The sequence below is a fragment of the Streptomyces omiyaensis genome, assembly GCF_014650895.1.
In the GTDB taxonomy this organism is placed as follows: domain Bacteria; phylum Actinomycetota; class Actinomycetes; order Streptomycetales; family Streptomycetaceae; genus Streptomyces; species Streptomyces omiyaensis.
Genome location: NZ_BMVV01000039.1, coordinates 24,355 through 47,550, shown reverse-complemented (window position 1 = coordinate 47,550; position 23,196 = coordinate 24,355). Strand labels below are relative to the sequence as shown.

22 protein-coding genes, 1 tRNA gene and 1 pseudogene are annotated in these 23,196 nt (G+C 72.6%); 6 read left to right on the top strand and 18 right to left on the bottom strand.

What is annotated here, in order from left to right; translation table 11 throughout:
* Positions 1–256: 256 nt before the first annotated feature.
* From IE287_RS35535 to IE287_RS35520, 4 genes and pseudogenes are all read right to left on the bottom strand, one after another.
* Positions 257–1,441, bottom strand: coding sequence for a zinc-dependent alcohol dehydrogenase (locus IE287_RS35535; protein WP_189853540.1), 1,185 nt, complete (start codon positions 1,439–1,441; stop codon positions 257–259).
* A 154-nt stretch (positions 1,442–1,595) separates the two neighbouring features.
* A pseudogene (locus IE287_RS35530) lies at positions 1,596–3,064 on the bottom strand (aminotransferase class I/II-fold pyridoxal phosphate-dependent enzyme).
* Between the two features lie 211 nt (positions 3,065–3,275).
* Positions 3,276–3,692, bottom strand: coding sequence for an STAS domain-containing protein (locus IE287_RS35525; RefSeq protein ID WP_189853539.1), 417 nt, complete (start codon positions 3,690–3,692; stop codon positions 3,276–3,278).
* Positions 3,693–3,886: 194 nt separating this feature from the next.
* Positions 3,887–4,312 (bottom strand): MarR family transcriptional regulator, encoded by a 426-nt coding sequence (locus IE287_RS35520; RefSeq protein WP_189853538.1) that lies wholly within the window; start codon positions 4,310–4,312, stop codon positions 3,887–3,889.
* A gap of 497 nt (positions 4,313–4,809) precedes the next feature.
* Here IE287_RS35520 and IE287_RS35515 point away from each other — a divergent pair, with 497 nt between their 5' ends.
* Together IE287_RS35515 and IE287_RS35510 are read left to right on the top strand one after the other, a co-directional pair.
* Positions 4,810–5,106: a hypothetical protein gene (locus tag IE287_RS35515; RefSeq protein ID WP_189853537.1), complete on the top strand. Its 297-nt coding sequence runs from the start codon at positions 4,810–4,812 to the stop codon at positions 5,104–5,106.
* A 30-nt stretch (positions 5,107–5,136) separates the two neighbouring features.
* The gene (locus IE287_RS35510) at positions 5,137–6,051 is read left to right on the top strand and encodes a SigB/SigF/SigG family RNA polymerase sigma factor (protein ID WP_189853536.1); all 915 of its coding nucleotides are present in this window, start codon (positions 5,137–5,139) and stop codon (positions 6,049–6,051) included.
* A gap of 162 nt (positions 6,052–6,213) precedes the next feature.
* Here the strand turns inward: IE287_RS35510 and IE287_RS35505 are convergent, their stop codons facing one another.
* Complete coding sequence (locus IE287_RS35505; RefSeq protein WP_189853535.1) at positions 6,214–6,660, bottom strand: ATP-binding protein; 447 nt, start codon at positions 6,658–6,660, stop codon at positions 6,214–6,216.
* A 156-nt stretch (positions 6,661–6,816) separates the two neighbouring features.
* Between IE287_RS35505 and IE287_RS35500 the strand changes: the two genes are divergently transcribed.
* The gene (locus tag IE287_RS35500) at positions 6,817–7,191 is read left to right on the top strand and encodes an STAS domain-containing protein (protein WP_189853534.1); all 375 of its coding nucleotides are present in this window, start codon (positions 6,817–6,819) and stop codon (positions 7,189–7,191) included.
* A gap of 139 nt (positions 7,192–7,330) precedes the next feature.
* Here the strand turns inward: IE287_RS35500 and IE287_RS35495 are convergent, their stop codons facing one another.
* Positions 7,331–7,780: an SRPBCC family protein gene (locus IE287_RS35495; RefSeq protein WP_189853533.1), complete on the bottom strand. Its 450-nt coding sequence runs from the start codon at positions 7,778–7,780 to the stop codon at positions 7,331–7,333.
* Positions 7,781–7,997: 217 nt separating this feature from the next.
* Between IE287_RS35495 and IE287_RS35490 the strand changes: the two genes are divergently transcribed.
* Positions 7,998–8,234, top strand: coding sequence for a hypothetical protein (locus IE287_RS35490; RefSeq protein WP_189853532.1), 237 nt, complete (start codon positions 7,998–8,000; stop codon positions 8,232–8,234).
* Between the two features lie 523 nt (positions 8,235–8,757).
* On the opposite strand, the gene IE287_RS35485 is transcribed toward IE287_RS35490, so the two are convergent.
* Together IE287_RS35485 and IE287_RS35480 are read right to left on the bottom strand one after the other, a co-directional pair.
* Positions 8,758–8,831 (bottom strand) — tRNA-Met (locus tag IE287_RS35485).
* Positions 8,832–8,896: 65 nt separating this feature from the next.
* A complete protein-coding gene (locus IE287_RS35480) occupies positions 8,897–9,100 on the bottom strand; it encodes a cold-shock protein (protein WP_189853531.1) in 204 nt (67 codons plus the stop codon).
* Positions 9,101–9,506: 406 nt separating this feature from the next.
* Between IE287_RS35480 and IE287_RS35475 the strand changes: the two genes are divergently transcribed.
* Positions 9,507–9,959: a hypothetical protein gene (locus IE287_RS35475; protein ID WP_189853530.1), complete on the top strand. Its 453-nt coding sequence runs from the start codon at positions 9,507–9,509 to the stop codon at positions 9,957–9,959.
* 156 nt (positions 9,960–10,115) lie between these two features.
* On the opposite strand, the gene IE287_RS35470 is transcribed toward IE287_RS35475, so the two are convergent.
* From IE287_RS35470 to IE287_RS35450, 5 genes are all read right to left on the bottom strand, one after another.
* Positions 10,116–12,467, bottom strand: a complete 2,352-nt coding sequence (locus IE287_RS35470) for a phosphoketolase family protein (protein ID WP_189853529.1) — start codon at positions 12,465–12,467, stop codon at positions 10,116–10,118.
* A 293-nt stretch (positions 12,468–12,760) separates the two neighbouring features.
* Complete coding sequence (locus tag IE287_RS35465; protein WP_189853528.1) at positions 12,761–15,136, bottom strand: beta-xylosidase/alpha-l-arabinosidase; 2,376 nt, start codon at positions 15,134–15,136, stop codon at positions 12,761–12,763.
* An 8-nt stretch (positions 15,137–15,144) separates the two neighbouring features.
* On the bottom strand, positions 15,145–15,966 hold the full coding sequence (locus IE287_RS35460) for a carbohydrate ABC transporter permease (RefSeq protein WP_189853527.1): 822 nt from the start codon (positions 15,964–15,966) through the stop codon (positions 15,145–15,147).
* Positions 15,963–16,907 carry a carbohydrate ABC transporter permease gene (locus IE287_RS35455; RefSeq protein WP_189853526.1) on the bottom strand — a complete coding sequence of 315 codons (945 nt, stop codon included), beginning with the start codon at positions 16,905–16,907 and terminating at the stop codon, positions 15,963–15,965. The genes IE287_RS35460 and IE287_RS35455 overlap by 4 nt, the downstream gene beginning before the upstream one ends.
* A gap of 17 nt (positions 16,908–16,924) precedes the next feature.
* Positions 16,925–18,223, bottom strand: a complete 1,299-nt coding sequence (locus tag IE287_RS35450; protein WP_189853525.1) for an ABC transporter substrate-binding protein — start codon at positions 18,221–18,223, stop codon at positions 16,925–16,927.
* 153 nt (positions 18,224–18,376) lie between these two features.
* Between IE287_RS35450 and IE287_RS35445 the strand changes: the two genes are divergently transcribed.
* Complete coding sequence (locus IE287_RS35445) at positions 18,377–19,438, top strand: LacI family DNA-binding transcriptional regulator (protein ID WP_189853524.1); 1,062 nt, start codon at positions 18,377–18,379, stop codon at positions 19,436–19,438.
* 348 nt (positions 19,439–19,786) lie between these two features.
* Here IE287_RS35445 and IE287_RS35440 read toward each other — a convergent pair whose 3' ends face one another.
* From IE287_RS35440 to IE287_RS35420, 5 genes are all read right to left on the bottom strand, one after another.
* Positions 19,787–20,194: a DUF8189 domain-containing protein gene (locus tag IE287_RS35440; protein WP_189853523.1), complete on the bottom strand. Its 408-nt coding sequence runs from the start codon at positions 20,192–20,194 to the stop codon at positions 19,787–19,789.
* 128 nt (positions 20,195–20,322) lie between these two features.
* The gene (locus IE287_RS35435) at positions 20,323–20,856 is read right to left on the bottom strand and encodes a flavoprotein (protein WP_189853522.1); all 534 of its coding nucleotides are present in this window, start codon (positions 20,854–20,856) and stop codon (positions 20,323–20,325) included.
* Positions 20,857–20,972: 116 nt separating this feature from the next.
* A complete protein-coding gene (locus tag IE287_RS35430) occupies positions 20,973–21,233 on the bottom strand; it encodes a hypothetical protein (RefSeq protein WP_189853521.1) in 261 nt (86 codons plus the stop codon).
* Positions 21,230–21,535, bottom strand: coding sequence for a DUF6247 family protein (locus IE287_RS35425; RefSeq protein ID WP_189853520.1), 306 nt, complete (start codon positions 21,533–21,535; stop codon positions 21,230–21,232). Before IE287_RS35425 ends, IE287_RS35430 begins: the two co-directional genes overlap by 4 nt.
* 167 nt (positions 21,536–21,702) lie before the next feature.
* Positions 21,703–23,142 (bottom strand): amino acid permease, encoded by a 1,440-nt coding sequence (locus IE287_RS35420; RefSeq protein WP_189853519.1) that lies wholly within the window; start codon positions 23,140–23,142, stop codon positions 21,703–21,705.
* Positions 23,143–23,196: the final 54 nt, after the last annotated feature.

Genomic DNA, 23,196 nt, shown 5'->3' with positions numbered 1-23,196 from the left:
GCACCGGTACCGGTACCGATCTCCAGGACCTCCGTGAGGCAACCGACCTCCTCCCGCGCGAGGGCCGCCGCCAGCAGCCGCGTGTCCGCCTGCGGCCGGTAGACACTCGGGAAGGCGACCAGACCGCCGGGAAACGTTCCCGCCGCCAGAGCCGTGCTGGACATCGACTACCTCTTTTCCGGTACGGGCCGGGCTCGCGCACGAGCCGTGCACCTGGGTCGCGGGGATCCGGGGCCACGGCGGGCGTGGCCCCGTGTCAGGGGGAGAAGAGGACCTTGACGGCCCCGTCCCGCTTCTTCTGGAACATGGCGTAGGCGTCGGGAGCCTGTTCGAGCGGCAGGCGGTGGGTGGCGAAGTCGTCGACCCCCAGCGGGTCCCCCTCGGTGAGCAGGGGGAGGATGTCGTCGACCCAGCGCAGCACGTTGGCCTGGCCCATGCGCAGCGTCAGCTGCTTGTCGAACATGGTCAGCAGGGGCAGCGGATCGGCCGCGCCGCCGTACACCCCGGACACCGAGACGGTGCCGCCGCGGCGGACGAGGTCGATGGCGGTGTGGAGGGCCGCGAGCCGGTCGACCCCGGCGCGCTTCATCATGGCCGCGGCCAGCGCGTCCGGGAGGAGGGTGGTCAGGCCCTGGGCGGCCGCGGCGACGCGGCTGCCGTGGGCCTCCATGCCCACGGCGTCGATGACGGCGTCCGGGCCGCGTCCTCCGGTGAGGGACCGGACGGCGTCGGACAGGTCGCCGCCGTACTCCTTCAGGTCCAGGGCGTGGAAGCCGCGCCGGCGCGCCCTTTCCAGCCGCTCGGGGACGAGGTCGATGCCGATGACCGTCTCGGCGCCGCGGTGGGCGGCGATGCGGCAGCTCATGTCGCCGATGGGCCCGAGCCCGAGGACCGCGATGCTGCCGCCCGGAGGGACGGCCGCGTACGCGACCGCCTGCCAGGCCGTGGGCAGGACGTCGGAGAGGTAGACGAAGCGTTCGTCGGGCGGCCCGTCCGGAACGGGGATCGGCAGGGAGTCGCCGAACGGCACGCGCAGGTACTCGGCCTGCCCTCCGGGTACCTGGCCGTAGAGCTTGGTGTACCCGAAGAGCGAGGCTCCCGTGCCGTGTTCTCGTACCTGAGTCGTCTCGCACTGGGAGTGCAGCCCCTGGCCGCACATGAAGCACGACCCGCAGGAGATGTTGAACGGGACGACCACCCGGTCCCCCGGCCTCAGGGCGGTGACCGCCGGACCCACTTCCTCGACCACCCCCATGGGCTCGTGGCCCAGGATGTCGCCGGGAGCGAGGAACGCTCCGAGGACCTCGTAGAGGTGCAGGTCGGAGCCGCACAGGCCGGTCGTCGTGATCCTGACGATCACGTCGTCGTCGTCGCGGATCACCGGATCGGGCACGGTGTCCACGCGTACGTCCCTCTTGCCCTGCCAGGTGAGTGCTCTCATGACGCCTCCTCATCGGACGTGCCGTGTCGTCTGCTCTCGTTCGCGGGCGTGTCGTCGTTCCCCGGCCGGGCGGACTGCCGCCCCGCGCGCCGGCCGGTCGCACGCCCGTCGGCCGCGTGTCGCGGTCCGTCGTCGTCCGGCCGGGTCCGCGGGGTCACGTGTCGCGCACCACCCGGACGCTCGTGACCTGGGTGTCCACGGCGTCCGGCACGACCATGCCCGCCTCCACCCCGCTCCGCAGGTAGCGCAGAACGCCGTCGTTCAGGCGCTCCCCCGGCACCACCGCCGGAATGCCCGGCGGGTAGGGCGTCAGCATCTCGGCGGCGATCCGGCCGTCCGCCTTCTCCCAGGGCACCTGTTCCGTACGGCCGAAGAAGGCGTCCCGGGGAAGCATCACCTGGTCCAGCCGCAGCGTCGACGGCGGCGGGATCTCGACGGGCCGGCCCGGGCGCAGCTCCGTCCGGTGCGCGGACAGGTCCGTCAGGCCTTCCACGAGCGCTTCCACCGTGTCGGCGTCGTCGGCGTGGGTGAGCTGGGCGCTGATGCGGCGGTGGTCGGCGATGTGGAGGTTGATCCGGTGGTGCGCACGCAGCCAGTCGGCGGCCTGGTAGCCGGTGATCTCCCACGCGCTGATGTCGATGACGATCTGGAGGGGGTCCATGTCCGCTGCCCCGCCCGGCCCGCAGAAGTCGTCACGGTCGTGGACGTGGACGCCGTCGATCCCGGAGAGGCGGGCGCGGGTCTCACGGGCGAGGGCCAGCGCGTGGTCGTACAGGGCCTCGCCGTGTTCGGTCATCTGGCGGCGCCAGCCGTCCAGGGCGGCGTAGACGAGCACGTTGGGGCTGGTGGTGCCCAGGAGGTCCTCGCGGCTCCTGAGCACCTCGGGGCGGACCAGATCGCCCTGGAGGTGGAACACCGAGCTCTGCTCCAGGCCGGATCCCATCTTGTGGACGGACGTGACGCACACGTGTCCGCCCCGGCGTCCATGGCCCAGGTGGGGAGCTCGGGGTGGAACGGCAGGTGGGCGCCCCACGCCTCGTCGACGATGAGGGGCAGGCCCCGCCGGTGGCAGACCTCGGCGATCGCGGCCAGGTCCGAGCAGGTGCCGTAGGGCGTGGGCGTCGTCACCAGCGCGCCCCGGGCGTCGGGGTGCTCGGCGAACGCCGCCTCGAACGCCTCGGCCGCCGGCGGGTGGGCCAGGTGGCGCCCGGCGTCCCATCGGGGGTCCACCCAGGCGGGCTCGATCCCCGAGAGGATCAGGCCCGACACCACGGACTTGTGGGCGTCCCGGCCGACCAGCAGCTTCTCGTGCGGTCCCGCGACGGACAGCATCGCCGACTTCACCGAGAGGGAGCTTCCGCAGGTGGAGAAGAAGGCGTGCTCCGCCCCCACGGCCTCGGCCATCAACGCCTGGGCCTCCTCCACCACGGCGCGGGAGGAGGTGCGGTCGTCCAGCCCGCTGGTGGCGAGGACATCGGCCCGGAAGACCGCGTCGCCCAGCACGGCCCGCACCCTGGGGTCGGCCCCCCTTCCCTGTTTGTGTCCTGGTGGCGTGAACGGGGTCTGGCCCTTCTCGTGGTAGTCCGCCAGTGCATCGAGAACGGGTGCTTTCGACTGGTCCATGGCGCGCGCCTGCCCCAGGACCGATCACGAAAACGGACATCCGGCAGGATTCGGTGCGCGGCGCGTGACGTCGGCGGGGCCGTCCGGGGCCCGCCGTGCCTCGAACGGCGGGCGAACACCGCCGAGGCGCCGGTGGAGGTGCGAAGCCCCTCCGGGGCCGTGCGGCGGCCTTCCCGGGCCAGTGCGGCCCCGCCCCCGGGCCGTTCGCCTCTCAGGCGGCGTCGAGGGCGATGTCGAGGGCGTGGCGGGTGTCGGTGAGGTCGAGCAGACGGGCGACCTGGCGGGTGAGGGGTCCGAGGAGGACGTGCCGCTGGGGGCGGCCCTGGGTGTCGGTCAGCTCGTGGACGAGGGCCGAGTCGCCGAAGGTCACGCCGGTCATGTCCAGCAGGACCAGTTCGATCTGCGGGGTGCGGACCGTGTCGAGGGCCTCGCGCAGGCAGGAGACGGTCTCGGCGTCGAACGCGCCGCTCAGCAGCAGCACCGCCGTGGCGGGGCTGCCGGAGGGCGCGTAGCGGACCAGGGCGTCGCCGCAGGACGGGCGCCAGGCCAGGGTGCCGACGGCGAGCTGGAGACGGACGCGGGACGCGTCGCTCAGGGGGTTGTCGCGCAGGGGTCGGTCGGGGGTCACGGGATGCACCTCGATCCGTGAACGGGAGCCCTCCGGGAGAGTGCTCCCGCTGGCCTCCGCGGGATTCCGGGCGTCGAGGCCCGGTCTCGAGACGACATCGCCGCCGGCGGGAAGGTGGGTGCGCCGGCGATGACCCGGATCGGTCCGGTACCCCCACCATCCTCCTCCACCGGCCGGAACGCACACTCCGCAGGTCAGGGCCGTGCGTGGGGCGTCGAGGCGGAGGCGGAGGGGCTCTGGCGCCTCGGCTCCGGTGTCGGGCCGGAGCCGTCGCGGGCGGCGCGTCCGAGGCGGTGCGGCTGGTCGGCCGGCGGGGGCGCGGGGAGGGGGGTGAAGAGGGTGATGAGTTCGGCGATCTCGTGGCCCTCTTCGGCGGGGTGGCGGAAGGGGGCGGTGGTGTCGACGCGGTACTGGTTGCGGCGGCCGTCGCGGGCGCGTTGCCGGGTGAGGTACTTGGCCTGTTCGAGGTCGGCGACGATGCCCTGGACGGTCCGTTCGGTGACGTCGCAGCGTGCCGCCACGTCCCTCAGACGGATCCCGGGGTCGGCTGCGATCGCGAGCAGGACCCGGGCGTGGCTGGTGAGGAAGGTCCAGCCCGACCGGTCGACACTTCGTCCCATGCTTCCCCTTCTACCCGTACTCTGAATTTTTAATACGAAATGGATTACATGTAACTGTTGACGCATATGCCGGACGGACGGAAAATCGGATCGAAGCCTTCCGTCTCAGGAGCAGGCATGGCCCCCACGCCCGCATCGCGAAATTCTCGCCCCCCGCTTCCGCCTTCGGAGCCGGGAGGGACGCACGTGGTGATCGACGCGGACGGGACCGTCCGCCTGGGGGGCGGGACCGACGGGGACGACGTGGAGCGCCCGGAGACCGTCTCGGCGCGCGCCCCGTCCCTCCGTACGGCGGGCGCTGCCCTCGTGGTGGACACGTCCGGGGCGTCCTTCTGCGACTCCACCGGCCTCGACGCGCTCCTGCGGGCCGGTGCCGCGGCCCGCCCGCGGGGCGTCCGGAGGGCGGTTCCCCCCGCGAGCCCAGGTCTCCCGCCCGTACCGCCTGACCGGAACCGGCCCCCTTCTCGGACACACGGACGCGTCCCCGGGAGGACGTCATGAACCGCGACCTCCTGCATCAGGTCGAACTCCTGCTCGCCGATGCCGGATACGGCGCCGACAGCGGTCTGACCGCGACCAGCGACGGCCCGGCCGTCGTCCTCGCCTGGACGGCGGATCCCCTGGTCCGGCCCCTCATCGACGCCCACGCGGCCGATCCCGACATCCATGCCATCGCGGGAATCCACGGGTTCCGTGCCGCTCTGGAGACCGCCTTGACGAGCGTCTTCCAGTCCGCCGGCCTCACCTCCCGACCGGACCCCGGAGGACTCCTCCGCGTCACCTCCGCCCGCTGAACCACGCGCTCGACCGCGGAAAGGAGCGCCATGAACACCCGTCGAACCACCGCCGGACCGGGGCCCGCCGCAGCCGGTCCCCCGCCCGGCGCGGCTGTGCGCCGCAGGGCGCTCGGGCCGCTGCCCGAGATCGAGCGCCCGACCCGGGCGAGCACCGACGAGGCCCGCGATCTGTCCGTCGCGCTGTTCGGACGGCTCCGCGAGCTGGAGGAGGGGACCGCGGAGTACTCCTACGTCCGCAATACGCTGGTCGAGCTCAACCTCAGCCTGGTGAAGTTCGCCGCCCGCCGGTTCCGCGGCCGTCCCGAGCCCCGGGAGGAGATCGTCCAGGTCGGTACGATCGGGCTGATCAAGGCGATCAACCGTTTCGACCCCTCGCGCGGCGTCGACTTCAGCTCCTTCGCCATCCCCACGGTCGTCGGGGAGATCAAGCGCTTCTTCCGCGACACCTCCTGGAGCGTCCACGTCCCGCGCCGGCTGCAGGAACTGCGGATCGAGCTCGCCAGGGCCCAGGAGGAACTCGAACAGCGGACGGGGCGCCGCCCCACCCGTACGGAACTCGCCGGACGACTCCGCGTGAGCGAGGCCGACATCGTCCAGGCCGAACTCGCCCACCACGCCTACGCCGCCGATTCCCTCGACGCCCCCCTCACCGGCGAGGACGCCGACGACCCTCCCGCCAGGGCCGCGGGGCGTGCCACCGCCGTCGCCGAACCCGCCTACGGCCTCATCGACGACCTCGTCTCGCTCCAGCCGCTCATCGCCCGCCTCGACGACCGCGACCGCGAGATCCTCTCCCTCCGCTTCGTCCACGACCTCACCCAGGCCGAGATCGGCCGCCGCGTCGGCCTTTCGCAGATGCACGTCTCCCGCATCCTCACCCGCGTCCTCGACGATCTCAGAACCGGCCTGCTCGCCGAGGACACGCACCCCACGGCCCCGTGACGCCGGGCCTGCCACCGCGCCGGGGAGGACAGCACGCCCCGGCTCCGGGCCGGCTCGCCCGCTCGGGGCGGGCCCGCCCGGCATCCGACGCGCAGCGGAGCCGCGGAAGGGCCCTCCCCGCGGCGGCCCCGGCTGTTCGCCGGCCCGGCTGCGCGGCCCCGGCTATGCGGTGCCGCCGAGGGACAAGCGCGCGGTGATGCGCTTGCCCACGGGCTCACGGCGCGCTTCGAAGCTGTCGGCGATCCTCACGACGATCTCCAGCCCGTGCCCGCCGACCCGCCCCGCCTCGGCGGCCCGGGCGGCCGGCAGGACGGGGTCGCAGTCCCGCACCACCACCTCCACCTGCTCGCCGACGATCCGCAGCTCCATCACGATGGGGCCGGGGGCGTACTTGACGGCGTTGGTGACCAGCTCGCTGAGGACCAGCTGCACCAGGTCGACCGCCGACGGCGCCACGGAGCGGACCCCGGCGGCGTGCACGTCGGCGAGGAAGCCGGCGGCGAGGCGGCGGGCGTGGGCGATGCAGGCGCCGGTTCCGTCCAGGGGCGCCGACATGTGCGTGACGGGCGCCGTGAAGGCCTCGCGCGTTGCTGTTCCTGGTTCGTGCATGACCGTCCGTACACCCGCTTTCTGCCGAAGGCCGACTACCCCCGCACCGGGGTCCGATGCCCGGTCCTTCATGTGAGACACAGCACTCCGCGAGAGCGCCGATACCAGGTACCGGGCGGGCTGTGGATCGCCCGAAGAGTGTGCCAGGATTCCCGCATGGCTGCGGCAGAGAACACCGACTTCCCGCACCCCGGGTCCGGACAGCTGGTCTTCACCACCGCCTCCGCACCCGGGGGCGTCCACCTCGTGCACCTGACCGGAGAGATCGACCACGCCACCGGAGACACGCTCCGGGGTGCCCTGCGCTCCACCGGCCCGCGGCCGAGGGTCGTGGCCGACCTGAGCCAGGTCACCTTCATGGACTCGAGCGGCATCAACATCCTCATCCACGCCCACCACGAACTGACCCGGGCCGGCGGATGGCTCCGCCTGGCCGCGCCCTCCCCCGCCGTACAGCGCATCCTCACCATCGTCGGCCTGGACGCCGTCATCGACTGCCGTCCCGTACTCGCCGACGCCCTGGCCCCCTGAACAGCCGTACGCTCCCCCCGCCCGCGACCGCACCGGCGCCGCGGGGAAACGGGGCGTCCGCTCCGGACGACGCGAGCCGGGGCCCGGTGCCCAGAGGCGAGAGGCACCGGACCCCGGCCGGCCGCGCGGGTGCCGCGGGTCAGACCTCGCCGCGCCAGGAGCCGGTCTCGCGGCCGCGGTCCTCGATGTAGGTCTTGAAGCGCTTCAGGTCACCGGTGACCTGAAGCTTGACGAAGCCGAGCTTGTCGCCGATGTTCTCCGCGAACCCCTCCGGGTCGTAGTCCATCTGCAGCATCACCTTGGACCTGCCCTCGGCGAGGTGATGGAAGGTCACCACACCGGCCTGCCTCACCTCGCCGCCGACCGTGGTCCACGCGACGCGCTCGTCGGGGATCTGCTCGGTGATCTCCGCGTCGAACTCACGCTCCACTCCCCCGAACCTGGTCACCCAGTGGGTGCGGGTGTCCGTGCGCTGTTCGATCCGCTCCACCCCGTCCATGAAGTGGGGGAACGACTCGAACTGCGTCCACTGGTTGTAGGCGGTGCGCACGGGGACATCGACCTCGATGGACTCTTCGACCTTCGACACGAAAGCTTCCTTCCTCTTCGCCGGCCGCACGGGCCGTCCTCGGGAGCCGGGGAGCTCTTCCCCTCAACACCCCGCCTGCCCGTTCTGTCCTGACTCATGACCCCCTATTCGAGACAAGAGGAAGCGAGAGGGCGAGCGATCCGGCACTCGTCCTGGAACCCGTACTCCTGCGGCCACGTCCCATGACTGCCGCTGTCCCACCATGGGGGGAACCACGATGCTCCGCACCACCGTCGTCCTGCTCACGCTGCTCGTGGGGCTCACCGCGTGCGGCGACTCCGAGGCGAAGAGGCGCGAAACCTGCCGGCTGGCGATCGACGGAACCTCGACGAACACCCAGAGGCCCAGGGCCTGTCAGGACCTCGGCGTCGAGGAGTACACGACCCTGCGGAGCGAATGGGCGAGGAAGAACGCAGGCGTGATCGGGCCCGCCGATACCGCCGCGGACGGGTGAGGCACCGGCGAGTGGCGTCGTTCGAGGACGTGGCCGCCCCGTCCCGGCGATCGCGCTCAGCGCCTGCCGGAGACCGTCGCGGTGGCGGTGTGCAGGACGGGGCACCCTTCGGCGCGTGCCGTCGGAACCTGCGTGCCGTCGTGCCGCCGGCAGCGGACGCAGGACGGATAGGGCGGGGCGCTCGTCGGCGGAGGACCGCCCCGGCGTGGATTCGGCCCACTCCCGGCCGGTGATGGCCGCCGTGGTGTCGATGGCGTTCCAGCCGATGGGGAGTTCGTCGAGCTTCCGGTGGCGGAGCTCCGCCTGGACGCCCCCGAAGTCCCGTACCACGGGGCGGTCCGCGCACCGGTCCCCGTCCTAGGCGAACCGGACCAGCGCGAACCGTGTCGGCCGTCGGCCGGCCGGCGCCGCCGGGCGCGGTCCGTGCGGCCGCCGGATGGCGTCGAGCCCCGTCACGCGCTCGTGCCGCTCACGACGGCGTCACGCGACAGGGGCCCGGCTGCTGCCGGGCCCCTGTCTTTCGTAGCGGGGACAGGATTTGAACCTGCGACCTCTGGGTTATGAGCCCAGCGAGCTACCGAGCTGCTCCACCCCGCGTCGGTGACACCACTCTACACAGTGGCCGACGCGGGACGGTACGCACGTCCGTGAGGAGCGGCAGGTCAGCCGCGGACGATGTTCTCGGCCTGGGGACCCTTCTGGCCCTGCGTCACGTCGAAAGTGACCGCCTCGCCCTCGACCAGCTCCCGGTAGCCGTTGCCGGAGATGTTCGAGTAGTGCGCGAAGACGTCCGGTCCACCGCCGTCCTGCTGGATGAAGCCGAAGCCCTTCTCGGCGTTGAACCACTTCACGGTACCGCTGGCCATACTGCGAGTCCTTCTGTTCAGGCCGGCCTTCCGGCCGGGCGAGAAAAAGGAAGCCTCCCCCTTGCGGGAAGACGTCCGGTGCCCGTCCTACCCCGTCCGCGCGCCGATTAATCGATCATGCGGCCACGCGTGCGAGGCGGTCCCGGAACCACGGGCCGGCGGCCGGGACCGCCCCGGCCACGAAGCCGAGCCCGGGAGGCACCGGTCCCCACGGGAGCGGAAGCGTTCCGGCGGGACCGGCCCCGCTCTCGGCCCCGTCGTGCCGACCTCCGCTCGACACGACGAGGGCGCATGACGATCCGTATACGACGGGTGGGCCGCATCGTTCGCGGACCGTTGACCCGGCCCGGCGACTGGTCCATGATCCTGACCGTTTTCGTCCCGACCCCGTTCAGGAGAGAACTCGATGAACAATCCGCTGAAGAGCCGGGCCGTCACCCTCTCGGCAGTCGGCGCGCTTCTCGCCGGCGCGTCCCTCACCGTCGGGGCCGGCGACGCGGCGGCCGCCTCGTTCACCTTCGAGAAGTCCTCCGTGTCCTCCGACGGGAGCTTCTCCATCGCCGCCTACTACAACGGCACCTACGCGGGCGCCATGGTGTGGAACGCGGACCCCGGCTGCTGCGGCATCCCCGGCGACGCGTTCCAGGTGGTCGACAGGCTTTCCGAGGGATGGGGCATGGAGGCCTACATGATCACCCCCGTCACGGGCCGCAAGGCCACCACCCGCGGCCACTCGGCCGTCTACTACAGCCCCTGGACCACCGGAGACCTGGAGGAGGGCACGACCGTCTCGATACAGCTCTGCGCGGTCAAGGGCGACTACGAGGAATGCAGCATCGCCTACACCGGCCACGCGTGACGGACTCCCGAGGCACGCAACCGGGGCCTACCCCCCGTCCTGCAGGTTTCGAGGGTGTTTCTTCCGGTGCTCTCGGCGGGCCTTCGGTTGCGTCCCCGAGGGGCCGGCGGGGTGGGGGCCCGGAGGAGCCGGTGCCGGCCGCGAGCACGGTGCCGGTCATCCCGGCCACCGCCATGCGGTGATCTCGGCGGGATCCTCGCCGGTGCGGCGCAGTTCGCGGCGGAGTTCGTCACGGTGGTGTGCGTACCGGTCGGCGAGCCGACGGGTCCGGCCGGAGGGCCGGTCCAGGTGGCGCAGGAGCGTGCGGGCGAGGTCGTGGCGGGTGGTCCCGTTGAGGGCGAGGAGGTCGTACGGGGTGGTGGTCGTGCCCTCCTCGACGTACCCGCGGACGTGGAAGCGGTCGGGGCGGGGGCGGCCGTGCAGGAGCTGGTGCACGGCGGAGGGGTAGCCGTGGAAGTCGAGCACGACGGGGGTGTCCTCGCCGAACAGGTCGTGGAACCGCTCCGGTGACATGCCGTGGGGGTGGCGGTCCGGCGGGGCCAGGGCGCACAGGTCGACGATGTTGACGAAGCGGATGCGGGCGTCGGGCAGGTCGCGGCGCAGCAGGTCGGCGGCGGCCAGCGACTCGACGGTGGGGATGCCTCCGGCGCAGGCCAGGACGGCCTCGGCGGGCCCGTCGCCCGCGGTGCCGGCCCAGGTCCACGAGGAGGCCCCGGCCCGGCAGTGCGCGCGGGCGGCGTCGAGGTCGAGCCATTGGGCGGCGTCGTGCTTTCCGGCGACGACGGCGTTGATCTTCCCGGTCTCGTCGAGGAGCCGTTCCATCGTGACGAGCAGGGTGTTGGCGTCGGGCGGCAGGTAGACGCCGGTGACGGTGGAGTTGCGGTCGAGGAGGTTGCTGATGAAGCCGGGGCCCTGGTGGCTGTAGCCGTTGTGCTCCTGGCGCCATCCCTCGCTGGTGAGGAGGTAGGTGAGGCTGCTGACCGGGGCGCGCCAGGGGACCTCCCGGGACATCTTCAGCCACTTCGCGTACTGGTTGGCCATGCTGTCGACAATCGAGGCGAAGGCCTCGTAGGTGGGGAAGAGTCCGTGGCGGCCGGAGAGCAGGTACCCCTGGAGCCAGCCTTGACAGTTGTGCTCGGAGAGGGTCTCCATCACGCGGCCGCCCCGGTCCAGGTCCTCGGCGTACTCCTCGACCGGCCACACGTACGCGCGGCCGGTGGCCTCCAGGACCGCGTCGAGCTTGTTGGAGGCGAGCTCGTCCGGGGAGACGATGCGGAAGTCACGGCGCTCGGCGGTCGCTTCCATCAGCTCGGTCAGCCAGTCGCCGAGCACCCGGGTGGGGCCGGCCGTGGCCGACCCGGGCCCGTCGGGGAGCGCGAGGGCGTACGGGGCGAGGGGCGGGAGCGGGAGGGGGCGGCGGAGCCGTCCTCCGTTCGCGGCGGCCTGGGCGCCGATCAGGGCGTCCGGCTCCGGCAGGGCGGCGAGCACCTCGGGCGCCGGGCGCCCCTCCTCGTCGAACAGTTCCTCGGGGCGGTACGAGCGGAGCCAGGACTCCAGGGCCTTCAGCTGCTCCGGGTCCTCGCGTGCGTCGGGGAGGGGGACCTGGTGGGAGTGGAAGGTGCCCTCGATCGGCGTGCCCTCGACCTCGGCCGGCGCACCGGCCCCCTTGAGGGTGCGCAGCACGATCATCGGCCAGGCGGGCCGCACGGGGAGGTCGCCGGCGCGGGCCCGGCGCTGGAGCTCCCGGAGGGTGGTGTGGGCGTCCAGCACGGCCGTCGTGAGGGCGGCCCCGGGTGCGGGCCCGGTCTCGTCCACGATGCGGGGGTCCCAGCCATGGCCGCGGAACAGGGCCGTGAGCTCCTCGTCCGTCATCGTCGCGAAGAGCGTCGGTGAGGAGATCTTGTAGCCGTTCAGGTGGAGCACGGGCAGGACCGCTCCGCAGGTCACCGGGTCGAGGAACTTCGTGGAGTGCCAGGCAGCGGCCGTCGGCCCCGTCTCCGCCTCGCCGTCGCCCACCACGCACGCCACGACCCGGTCCGGGGCGTCCAGCGCCGCTCCCACCGCCGTCGCGAGGGCGTAGCCGAGCTCTCCGCCTTCGTGCAGGGTGCCGGGCACGGCGGGAGAGAGATGGCTGGGGAACCCGTCGGGGGCGCAGTAGCGGCGCGCCAGCTCCCGCAGTCCCGCCCCGGTCCTCGCGAGCGCGGGGTCGTGGCGTTCGTGGGTGCCCTCCAGCCACAGGTTGGCGTGGATGGCCGGTGCGCCGTGGCCGGGGCCGGTCACCAGCAGGACATCGGCGCCCCGCTCGCGGACCAGGGCGTTGAGGGCCGCGTGGACGAGCGTGATGCCGGGGCAGGAGCCCCAGTGGCCCAGGAGCCTGGGTTTGACGTGCTCGGGCCGCAGGGCTTCGGCGAGCAGCACGTTGTCCCGCAGGAAGATCAGGGCCGCCGCGACGTAGTCGGCCGCTCGTACGTAGGGGCTGGGGCCTGCGGCCCGGCTCTGCGCGGACACAGTGGCGACACCTCCGGCGAATCGGGCAGAACGCTTCGCCCGGCGCCTGCCCCGGCCGCCGTCCCCCAACCGTCGGAGTCGCGCTCCGCGGCGCGTCGCCCGTCCTCGTCGCCCGCATCGCCTCCGAAGAGCGCCGGGAGGGGCGCACGGCCGGATGCGGTGCAGGCTCCGTGCGCGGCGTCGGCGGAGACGACCCGTCCGCCGGAGGATCCGCCGGGCGCCGGTCATGGCGGCTTCTTCGCCGGTGGCGGAGGGGCTCCGGCCGGCGGGGAGGGCCGGCCGGAGCCGTGGGGTCAGCGGGCGGTGTGCGGGGTGATCCGGAAGGAGGCGTGCAGGTGGCGGTGGTGGTCGACGTGGCGCGCGGGACCGGTGAGGGTGACGCGGGCGGTGAGGGTGGGGGTGGTGCTGGAGGTGGAGAGCCGGAGCTCCAGCTCTCCTGGTTCGACCGTGCGCCTGCCGTCGCGGCCGGTGAAGGAGGCGAGATCGGCGGGGACCTCCACGGCGAGGAGCTTCTTCTCTCCGGCGGCCAGGTCGAGCCGCGTGTAGCCGATGAGCCTCTGCACGGGCTGGACGACGGAGGCGACCGGGTCGTGGAGGTAGAGCTGGACGAGTTCGGTGCCGCTGCGGGGCCCGGTGTTCTCGACGGTGAAGGCGAGGCGGATCGTGCCGTCCGTGGGGGCTTCGGCGGCTGCGACGGTGAGGTCGGACCAGGTGAAGGTGGTGTAGGTGAGGCCGTGGCCGAAGCCGAAGGCGGGGGTGGGGTCGATGCTGGAGACCTCGCTGGCGTGGCCGAGGCGGGCGGCGAGGTAGGTGGAGGGCTGGGCTCCGGGGTGGCGGGGCACGGTGACGGGCAGCCGGCCGCTGGGGTCAGTGCGGCCGCTGAGGACGGAGGCGATGGCGGCGGTTCCGGATTCGCCGGGGAAGAAGGACTGGATGACGGCGGTCGCCTCGTCGGTGGCGCGGCCCAGGGCGTAGGGGCGTCCGGCCAGCAGGGTGGCGATCACGGGGGTGCGGGTGTCGAGGAGGGCGTCGAGGAGCTGCTGCTGGGCTCCGGGGAGGCTGAGGGACTCGGCGTCGCAGCCTTCTCCGCTGGTGCCGCGGCCGAAGAGGCCGGCGCGGTCGCCGAGTGCGGCGATGACGAGGTCGGCGTCGCGGGCGAGGGCGACGGCTCCGGGGAGGCCTTCGGTCGCCCCGTCGTCGATGCCCGTGCCCTGTGCGACGGCGATGTCGGCGGCGGGGAACTCCGCTCGGAGTGCGTCGTGGAGGGTCGGCAGGTCGATGCCGAGGGGGACGTCGGGGTGCTGTGCTCCGACGTGGACGGGGAAGGAGTAGCAGCCGAGGACGGCCGTGGGGGCTTCGGCGGTGGGGCCGATCAGCGCGATGCGCAGGGGGGTGGCGGGGTCGAGCGGCAGGGTGCCGTCGTTGCGGAGGAGGACGACGGCCCGTTCGGCGACCCGGCGTGCGAGGGCGCGGTTGGAGGCGGGGTCGAGGTCGACGGTGCCGCGCAGGAGTTCCGGGTCGGTGGTGTCGGCGTGCTCCAGGACCGGTGGTACGGGGCTCCAGTCGGGGTCGAGCAGGCCGAGGCGGGCCTTCTGGAGGAGGACCCGGCGCAGGGCGCGGTCGACGAGGGTTTCGGGGACCTGACCGCGTTCGACGGCTTCGGCGAGGGGGGCGCCGAAGGTCTTGACGGTGGGCAGTTCGACGTCGACGCCGGCGGCGAGGGCGGTGCGGGCGGCCTCGCCGAAGGTCGCGGCGACGCCGTGCAGGGTCTTGAGGAAGGCGATGCCGAAGTAGTCGGCGACGACGGTGCCGGTGAAGCCCCAGGTGTCGCGGAGCAGACCGGTGAGGAGTTCGTCGTCGGCGGCGGAGGGGATGCCGTCGGTGTCGGTGTAGGCGTGCATGACCGACTGGACGCCGCTCTCGCGGATCGCCATCTCGAAGGGGGGCAGGATCACGTCGGCGAGCTCGCGGCGGCCCATGCCGACGGGGGCGAGGTTGCGGCCCGCGCGGGAGGCCGAGTAGCCGGCGAAGTGCTTGAGGGTGGCGACGACGCCCGCGGCCTCCAGGCCCTGGACGTAGGCGGTGGCGATGGTGCCGACGAGGTAGGGGTCTTCGCCGATGGTCTCCTCGACGCGCCCCCAGCGGGCGTCGCGCACGACGTCGAGGACGGGGGCCAGGCCCTGGTGGACGCCGACCGAGCGCATGTCGCGGCCGATGGCTCCGGCCATCTCCCGTATGAGGTCCGGGTCGAAGGTGGCGCCCCAGGACAGCGGGACGGGGTAGGCGGTGGCGCCCCAGGCGGCGAAGCCGGCGAGGCACTCCTCGTGGGCGACGGCGGGAATGCCGAAGCGGTTGCCGGCGGCGATCCTCTGCTGCGTGCGCATCAGGGACAGGGCTCCGAGGGCGGGGTCGACGGGGACCGTGCCGAAGGGGCGGGTCAGCTGTCCGAGTCCGTCGGGGATCAGGGCGTCGAGGGCGACCGGCTCTTCCATGTCGTGCTGGTGGGGTGCGACCTCGGCGCCCTCGTCGGAGGCGCCGACCCAGACGCCGTAGAGCTGGGCGATCTTCTCCCTGGGCGTCATCGCGCGGATCAGGGCGTCCACGCGGGTCTCGGGGTCCAGCGTGGTGTCGCGCCAGGGGGCGGGCGCGGTGTGAGGCGGCGTGGCCATGTGGGCGGTCACTTTCCTCCGACTCCCATCAGGCCCTGGACCAGGGCGCGACGGGCGAACAGATAGACGAGCAGGATGGGGATCACGGACAGGACGACGGCGGCGAGCAGGCCGGGGATGTCGACGCCGTGTTCGGTCTGGAAGTCGTACAGGCCCATGGTGATGACCTTGTTCTGCGAGGACTGGGTGAGCACGAGGGGGAACAGGAAGCCGTTCCAGGCCTGGAGGGCGGAGAAGACGACGACGGTCGACAGTCCGCTCCTGGACAGGGGCAGGACCAGCTGGAGGAAGATCCGCCGGGTGGAGGCGCCGTCGACGGTCATCGCCTCGTAGAGCTCGGAGGTGATGTCGCGCATGACGCCGGTGAGGACCAGGACGCAGACGGGCATGGCGAAGGCGGCGGTCGGGAGGATGACGCCGATGAGGTTGTCGTAGAGGCCGGCCTCGTTGATCAGGTAGAACATCGGCACGATGACGGCCTGCGAGGGGATGGCCAGGCCCAGCAGGAAGAGGCGGAAGACCCTTCCGGTCGCCTTGCCGTCGCTGCGGACGATCGCGTAGGCCAGGGGCGGGACGAGCAGGAGGACGATGCCGACCACGCACACGGTGACGATGGCGGTGTTGAGGAAGTACCGGGCGAAGCCGTCGTCGAGGTCGTTGAGGTAGTTGTCGAGCGTGAGGTCGTCGGGGAGTCCGAGGGGGCCGTTCGCCGCGTAGTCGGCCCGGGTCCGGAAGGTGGCGATCAGCATGACGTACAGCGGCAGGCCGACGACGAACAGCCAGACCAGGGAGCCGAGGCCCGCGAGGTAGTTGGGGCGTTTCCTGGTCACACGCCCTCCAGGGTGCTGCGCATCCTGTCGTATCCGCTGAGGCGGACCATGACCAGGGAGACGAGGCCGGCGACCAGGACGAGCAGCAGGGCGACGGCGGAGGCCGTGCCGAAGTCGAAGCTCTTGAAGGCCTTCTGGTACATGTAGTAGGCGCTGTTCGTGGTGTCGGTGCCGGGGCCGCCCTGGGTGAGGATCAGGACGGTGTCGAAGGTGGTCAGGCCGCCGACGACCATGAGGATCGTCGAGGTGACGACGGTGTTGCGCAGCTGCGGCAGGGTGATGTGGAAGAACTGCCGCACCCGGCCGGCGCCGTCGATCTGGGCCGCTTGGTAGAGCACCCGGGGGACGGCGCGTGCGGCGCCCTGGTAGAGCAGGGTGTGCAGGGGGGTGAACTGCCAGGTGCTGACGAAGACGAGGACGCCGAGGGCGCCGGCCTGGACGCCGAAGAGGTTGCCGTCGCCGAAGAGCCACTTCGCCTGTGCGGGGATGCCGAAGTTGGGGTCGAGGACGGCCCGCCACAGGACGGAGACCGCGGTGATGGAGAGCAGGAGCGGGACGAAGTAGATCGCCGAGAGGACCGCCCGGTTGCGCTGGTGGCCGGCGGCCCAGACTCCGAGCAGGATGCTGAGCGGGGTCTGGACGGCGACGCCGAGGACGGTGAGGACGAGGCTGAGCCAGAGGCTCTTGACCATGACGGGGTCGTCGAGGAGGGCGCTCCAGTTCTCCAGTCCGGCGAACTCGGGTGAGCCGAGGCCGTTCCAGCGGGTGAAGGAGAGCACGGCGACCAGGAGGAGGGGTACGAGGGCGAACAGGCCGAAGAAGACGGCGGCGGGTGCCGCCCAGGCGAAGCCCGGACGGCCCGGCCCGGCGCCGGGACGGGCGGGGCGCCTGCGGTTCCGGGTCTTCTCGCCGTCCGCGGCGGAAGCTGTGGCAGTGGTCATGTCGGGCGTTCCGGAGGTCAGGCCGCGGGCAGGCTCTGCATGGCGGCGATGAAGGAGTCGGTGTCCGTCTGTCCGTTGAAGAACTGCTGGACCGCCTGGTGGAGCGTGGTGGTGGCGGCCGGCGGGAAGGCCTGGTCCCAGGAGAGCTGGAAGGCGGGGGCCTCCTTCACCAGGTCGTACTGGTACTTCGAGTACTCCGGGTTGGCGGCCCGGTCGAGGAACTCCGGGGTGTTGGTGGTGGTGGGCAGGTTGCCGACCGCGAGCTGGGCCTCGACGAACTCGTCGGAGTACATGAGCTTCAGGAACTCGGCGACGGCCTCGGGGTGCTCGGTGGTCCTGAGGACCGAGTAGAAGTTGTTGGTGTTGCCGGCGACGTTGCGGGCGTCGCCCTTGCCGCCCTCGACGGTCGGGAAGGTGCCGTAGCCGAGGTCGTTCTTCACGAAGTCGGGGTAGGCGTCCTGGAGGGTGGAGTACTCCCAGGAACCCATGAGCTCGAAGGCGGCCTTGCCGGTGGCCAGGAGGGCGGGCGAGCCGCCGTCGGTGAACTTGACCGAGTCGTAGTTGGTGCCGAAGGCGCCGGTGTCGATCAGCTCCTCGAGCATGCCGAGGGCCTTCCTGCTGTCGGCGCTCGCCCAGACCTCCTTGTCGCCCTTGACGGCCTTCTCGAAGAGCTCGGGGCCGGCCACGCGGTCGTAGACGTACTGGAACCACATCTGGGTGGGCCACTTGTCGCCGCCGCCCAGGGCGATGGGGGTGATGCCCTTGGCCTTCAGGGTCCCGACGGTGGCCAGGAGCTCGTCCCAGGTGCGGGGCGTGGTGACGCCGGCGTCCTGGAGGACCTTCTTGTTGCTGAAGAGCAGGACGGGCTGGGTGCCGCGCATGGGCACGCCGTAGGGCTTGCCGTCGACGACCGCGGTGTCGAAGACCGACGGCAGGAAGTTGGCCTTCAGGCCGGGGTCCTCGGCGATGAAGTCGTCGAGGGGCTTCAGCAGGCCGGCGTCGACGTAGGGCTCGATGCTGCCGCCGCCCCAGTTGAAGAACACGTCGGGGGCCTGCTTGCCGCTGATGATCGTCTGCAGCTTGGCCTGGTAGTCGGCGCCCGGGACGGTGTCGAGGACCGCTTTGACCTTCGAGGTCTTGTTGAAGGTGTCGACGAGCTGCTTCTCCACCTTGTTCGTCGCGTCGCCGTAGACCAGGACGTGGATCGTGCCCGAGTCGCCGTCGGCGGAGCCGCCGCAGGCGGCCAGGGACAGGGTCATCGCCAGCGACGCTCCGCCGACGACAGCGGTTCTCAGGAGCCGTGCGTGCCTCTTCATCGCGCGCCACACCTTTCGAAAGAGTTTCGGCAGAGTTTCCGAAACTTCATGGGCGGGACGCTAGGCTGAGGGCGTCGAACCGGTCAACCCCTGTGACCGCCCTACGAGAACGCGTGCCCGAAGGCCCCGAGGGGTGTGCTTTATGCTGCTCGGATGCGCGATGACGAGGAGAACCGGCGGATCACCCTCGCCGAGGTGGCCCGGAAGGCGGGGGTGTCGCTTTCGACAGTTTCGAAAGTCCTCAACGGGCGGCAGGACGTCTCGCCCCGCACCCGGAGCAAGGTGGAATCGCTGCTGGAGGCGCACTCCTACCGCAGGACCACCCGCGCGGCGGGCGAGGCGCCCCTGATCGAGATCGTCTTCCACGAGCTCGACAGCGTGTGGTCGATGGAACTGATCCGGGGCGTCGAGAACCTCGCCAAGGCCCACCAGGCCAGCGTGGTCCTCACGGAGAGCGGCACCCGGCACGCTCCGGCGGCCGACTGGATCGAGGGCGTGCTGCAGCGGCGCCCGATCGGGGTCGTGCTCGTCTTCTCCTCGCTTCCCGCCGAGGTCAAGCAGCAGCTGGGCTCCCGCTCCATTCCCTTCGTGATCGTCGACCCCGCCGGCGACCCGGAACCCGACGTCCCCTCGGTGGGCTCGGCCAACTGGTCCGGCGGGGTCGCCGCCACCCGCCACCTCATCGACCTGGGGCACCGCCGCATCGGCATCATCACCGGCCCCGAGGACGTCCTGTGCTCCCTCGCGCGCCTCGACGGCTACCGCTCGACCCTCGGGATGGCCGGCATCGACGTCGACCCCGCCCTGATCCGTTTCGGCGACTTCCACGTCGAGGGCGGGCAGGCGCACGGCCTGGACCTGCTGGGGCTTCCGGACCGCCCCACCGCGATCTTCGCGGGGAGCGACCTCCAGGCGCTCGGCGTCCTGGAGGCGGCCAGGATCCGCGGTCTGCGCGTGCCCGAGGACCTGTCCGTCGTCGGGTACGACGACGTGATGCCCGCGCGCTGGTCCAGCCCCGCGCTCACCACCGTCCACCAGCCGCTGCGGCAGATGGGCGAGGAGGCGGTACAGATGCTGCTGCGCCTGCGTGCCGGAGAACCCTCCGTCACCCGCCTGGAGCTCGCCACCAGCCTCGTCGTAAGGAACAGCACGGCGCCCCCGCCGGAGGACCCGGCGGCCGCCTCCGCTCCGCCCGGCGGCCGCGGCACGGCCTGACAGCCCGCCCGCACCCCGAGCGGGCCCGTCCGCGGGTCGGCCCTGCCGGGCTGCGGACAGCCGGGCCCGGCCCGGTGGTCCGGCCGGGCGTCCTCAGGTTTCCCGTCGCGCCCTCCCCGGCTCGCCCCTGGTCTCCCCCGACGCCGGCCTTCCGCCGCCGGGCCCCGGAACCAAAGGGGCCCCTCCCGGCCGCACGCGGGGTGACGGCGGCCGGGAGGGGCCGGGCGGGCCCGTCGTCGGCGTACGGGGACTCGTACGGGGACGGGCGCGTCCGCGCGGCACGGCACCGGAGGGGGCCGGGGTGCCCGCGGACGAGGAGCGTCGCTCCTCGGGAACCGCTCCGGACGACTACTCCGGGTCGGGCATCGGCATCCAGCCGCTCCAGCCGCCGTCGTGGTCACGGATGTTGACGTAGCGCCAGCCGTCGGCGGTCGGAACGCTGAGCGCGAAGCGCCACGGGTCGCCCCCGCTGAAGCGGTCGATGACGGCGACGGCGCCGGAGACCCTGCCGCCCATGGACTGCCAGCCGGTCCACTTGCCGCTCGTGTTGGTCCAGCGGGTCCACACCGCCAGGTCGGTGCCGACGACGAACTCCTGCTTCGTGCCGTCGGGGAGCGGGTGGACGGTGACCCCGTACTCGCAGACGTGGACGCCGCCGGCCCGGCTGCAGTAGGTCAACGCCTGGGCGGGCGCGGCCGTCCCCACGAGTCCCGCCAGGACGGCGGCGGCGACGAGGGCCGCCCTCATCTTCTTCATTCCTTCGTGCTCCTTGCTCCGACGCGCAGGCGAACCCGCTGGCGGTCCCCACCCTGCCGTCCGCCGCTTGCCTCCCACTAACGCTCCGCTGTCGCCGGGAGATCACGCCGGTCGCGCCGCCCGTGGGTTCACAGCAGGTCCGCGACGGCCTTCAGCGCCTCGGACCAGGGGTAGGCGGAGTGCTCCCCCCAGCCGGGCCCGTGCGGCACGAACCCGCCTTCGCCGTCGACCAGGTGGACGCCGGCGGAGCGCAGCGTCTCGATCGACCGCTCCCATTGCGGGTGGGCGGTGAGGGCACTGCCGACGCACGGCGTCATCGCGATCGGTAGGCCCTTGCCCATGCCTTCGGCGACCACTCCGACGATCCACTCGTCCGTGAGGCCGAGGGCCCAGGCGTTCACGGTGGCGAAGGTGGCCGGCGCGACGAGGACGGCGTCCGGCTCCGGCCACACGTCCGGTTCGCCGGGGAAGGGGTGGTCCCACCGCACGGGCCGGCCCGTGAGCGCGGCCAGACCGTCCAGGGATTCCTGGAGCCACCGGGCCGCGGTCGGGGTGAGCCCCAGGCAGACGTCCCAGCCGTCGGCCTGCGCCTCCTCGATGACCCGGGCGATGTCGAAGACCGGGGGTGCCGCGCTGCTGAACAGGTACAGGGTCCGCGTCATGCCCCCATCCGATCACACGGACCCGCGCGGAAACGGCGCGGCCGGGGAAGCCGTACCGGCCGGGGCCCGGTTCCGGTGGACCGGGAAGGCGCGCGGCGGCGTGCGGGCCGCGGTGCCTATCCGAGCCAGACGATGTCCAGGACGGTCAGCCGGCGCAAGGGGCGGTTGACCCAGTAGGTGAGGGACAGGCGGCCGACGGAGGCGTAGCGCACGTCCTCGCCGTCGGGGTCGTCGGCGTCCCACCGGCGAAAGCCCCAGGGGTCCGCCGCGGCGGCCTCGAGGACGTCCCACACCGTGTCCTCGACGTGCTCGGGCAGGGTGTCGAGGACCTTGGCGGCCCGCGCGGAAGCCCGGACCGCGTAGGGCGGGTCGGTCACCGGCGCCTTCCCGCCGACCTCGTCATGTCGACGGCGCCGCTGTCGTCGCAGCCGGAGGCGACGAACGCGTCGACCGCCGGTGCGTGGGCGAGACGGCCCTGCCAGTCCTGGACGACCTCGTAGAGCCCGGCGAGGGAGAACGTGCGGCGGGACTCCTCCAGCGCGGCCCTCCAGTCCCGCTCGAAAGCCGGCACCCACCGCTCCGCGTGGCCGCTGGAGCGGAGCCGGGCGAGGAGTTCGGCCGGGGCCCCGGGCGCGGGAGCGTGGGGCGGGGGTGGGGTGTGGTCGGGCTGCGCGCTCATCGGCACCTCCGTGGGGGACGTGGTGATGCCACCGTACGCGGCGGGCGGACCCCCATGAACCGTCTCGGGCAGAAGGGACGGCGGCCGCCCGGGGCGCTCTGCCCGCGAGCGGCCCCGGGGCCGTGCCGCGCGGGTGCGGCACGGCCCCGGGGCGTGGGGAGCCGGGGTCACGGGCGGCGGCGGCGCGCCGTCAGGGCGTGACAGGCGAGGAGGAGGGCGGTGAAGGCGAGGCCGATGCCGGCGGCCTGCCGCATGTCGGGCACCTCCACCGCCGTCGCCGCCACCGCGAGGACCCCGACCGTCGCGACGACCGCGAGCTTGTCGCCGCCGGGGACGCTGAAGCCGGTGAACTCCTCCGGGTGCGCCTTCCGGTGGCGGTGGAAGGCGACGTACGAGGCGAGGATCAGCAGCCACACGAGCAGCACCGCGAAGATCGCGATCGACATGAGGATGCCGAACAGGCCGCTGACGTCGTAGAAGGCGAGCAGGGCCGCCGCGGCGATGCCCAGGGTGGACGCGGCGAGGGCGGGCGCGGGGACGCCGCGCCGGCTGAGCCGGGCCAGCGGGGCGGGCGCGAGGCCGTCGTCACCGAGGGAGTGGAGCAGCCGGGAGGCGCCGTACAGGTGTGCGTTGGCGGCGGACATGGCGGCGATGAGGACGACCGCGTTGGTGACGGTCGCCGCGGCGGGCACGCCGACCTCGGTGAAGACGCGGACGAAGGGGCTGGACTCGACGCTGCCGTCGCCGCCGGCCAGGGTCCGCCACGGGATCAGGGCGAGGACGAGGGTGAGGGAGAGCAGGTAGAAGAAGGCGAGGCGCCAGGCCAGCTGGCGCATGGCGGTGCGGATGGTGCGCTGCGGGTCGGCCGCCTCGGCGGAGGCGATGGCGACGACCTCGAAGCCGGCGTAGGCGAACATCACGACGGACATGGCCAGCCAGATCGAGCCCGCCCCGTGCGGGAGGAAGCCGCCGTCGTCGGTGAGGCGCGCGAAGCCGGTGGCCTCGGTGTCCGGCAGGCCGAAGACGACGAGCAGGGCGGCGCAGAGGACGAAGGCGCAGAGGGCGACGACCTTGACGGTGGAGAGCCAGAACTCGGTGGTGCCGAAGGACTTCACGCTGATGACGTTGACGGCGAGGACCACGGCGGCGATGACGAGGATGGCCGCCGACATCGGCACCTCGGGCCACCACCAGCGGATGTAGAGGGCGGAGGCGACGACCTCGGTGCCGATGACGACGACCGCGCTGAACCAGTACAGCCAGCGGCTGAGGAAGCCCGCCCGGGGTCCGAGGTAGCGGTGGGCGACGGTGCCGAACGAGCCCTGGACGGGGTGGGCGGCGGACATCTCGCCGAGCAGGACGGCGATGATCGCGACGAGCACCGCGCCGATGGCGTACGAGACGATCACGGCGGGGCCGGCGACCGATATCGCGGAGCCGGAGCCGAGGAAGAGGCCGGTGCCGAGCGCGGAGCCCAGTCCGATCATGGTGGTCTGGCGGTGGGTGAGGGAGCGGACCAGGCCGCCCTCGCCTCCGGGAGCCGGTCTGGCGGTCTCGTCGGCGTCGGCGGGCGGGGCGGTGGGCGCGGATTCGCTGGATGCGGTCATGGCGGTGTGACCCTTCTGCGCGGGGAGGGTGGGGAGGGGTGGGGGCGGGGGGCG

What these genes read in the sequence shown, in the direction of transcription:
- IE287_RS35535 (WP_189853540.1), bottom strand. Translation starts at nt 1,441, where the DNA reads ATGAGAGCACTCACCTGGCAGGGCAAGAGGGACGTACGCGTGGACACC.
- IE287_RS35520 (WP_189853538.1), bottom strand. Translation starts at nt 4,312, where the DNA reads ATGGGACGAAGTGTCGACCGGTCGGGCTGGACCTTCCTCACCAGCCAC.
- IE287_RS35515 (WP_189853537.1), top strand. Translation starts at nt 4,810, where the DNA reads ATGAACCGCGACCTCCTGCATCAGGTCGAACTCCTGCTCGCCGATGCC.
- IE287_RS35510 (WP_189853536.1), top strand. Translation starts at nt 5,137, where the DNA reads ATGAACACCCGTCGAACCACCGCCGGACCGGGGCCCGCCGCAGCCGGT.
- IE287_RS35505 (WP_189853535.1), bottom strand. Translation starts at nt 6,660, where the DNA reads ATGCACGAACCAGGAACAGCAACGCGCGAGGCCTTCACGGCGCCCGTC.
- IE287_RS35500 (WP_189853534.1), top strand. Translation starts at nt 6,817, where the DNA reads ATGGCTGCGGCAGAGAACACCGACTTCCCGCACCCCGGGTCCGGACAG.
- IE287_RS35490 (WP_189853532.1), top strand. Translation starts at nt 7,998, where the DNA reads ATGCTCCGCACCACCGTCGTCCTGCTCACGCTGCTCGTGGGGCTCACC.
- IE287_RS35480 (WP_189853531.1), bottom strand. Translation starts at nt 9,100, where the DNA reads ATGGCCAGCGGTACCGTGAAGTGGTTCAACGCCGAGAAGGGCTTCGGC.
- IE287_RS35475 (WP_189853530.1), top strand. Translation starts at nt 9,507, where the DNA reads ATGAACAATCCGCTGAAGAGCCGGGCCGTCACCCTCTCGGCAGTCGGC.
- IE287_RS35465 (WP_189853528.1), bottom strand. Translation starts at nt 15,136, where the DNA reads ATGGCCACGCCGCCTCACACCGCGCCCGCCCCCTGGCGCGACACCACG.
- IE287_RS35455 (WP_189853526.1), bottom strand. Translation starts at nt 16,907, where the DNA reads ATGACCACTGCCACAGCTTCCGCCGCGGACGGCGAGAAGACCCGGAAC.
- IE287_RS35450 (WP_189853525.1), bottom strand. Translation starts at nt 18,223, where the DNA reads ATGAAGAGGCACGCACGGCTCCTGAGAACCGCTGTCGTCGGCGGAGCG.
- IE287_RS35445 (WP_189853524.1), top strand. Translation starts at nt 18,377, where the DNA reads ATGCGCGATGACGAGGAGAACCGGCGGATCACCCTCGCCGAGGTGGCC.
- IE287_RS35440 (WP_189853523.1), bottom strand. Translation starts at nt 20,194, where the DNA reads ATGAAGAAGATGAGGGCGGCCCTCGTCGCCGCCGCCGTCCTGGCGGGA.
- IE287_RS35435 (WP_189853522.1), bottom strand. Translation starts at nt 20,856, where the DNA reads ATGACGCGGACCCTGTACCTGTTCAGCAGCGCGGCACCCCCGGTCTTC.
- IE287_RS35425 (WP_189853520.1), bottom strand. Translation starts at nt 21,535, where the DNA reads ATGAGCGCGCAGCCCGACCACACCCCACCCCCGCCCCACGCTCCCGCG.
- IE287_RS35420 (WP_189853519.1), bottom strand. Translation starts at nt 23,142, where the DNA reads ATGACCGCATCCAGCGAATCCGCGCCCACCGCCCCGCCCGCCGACGCC.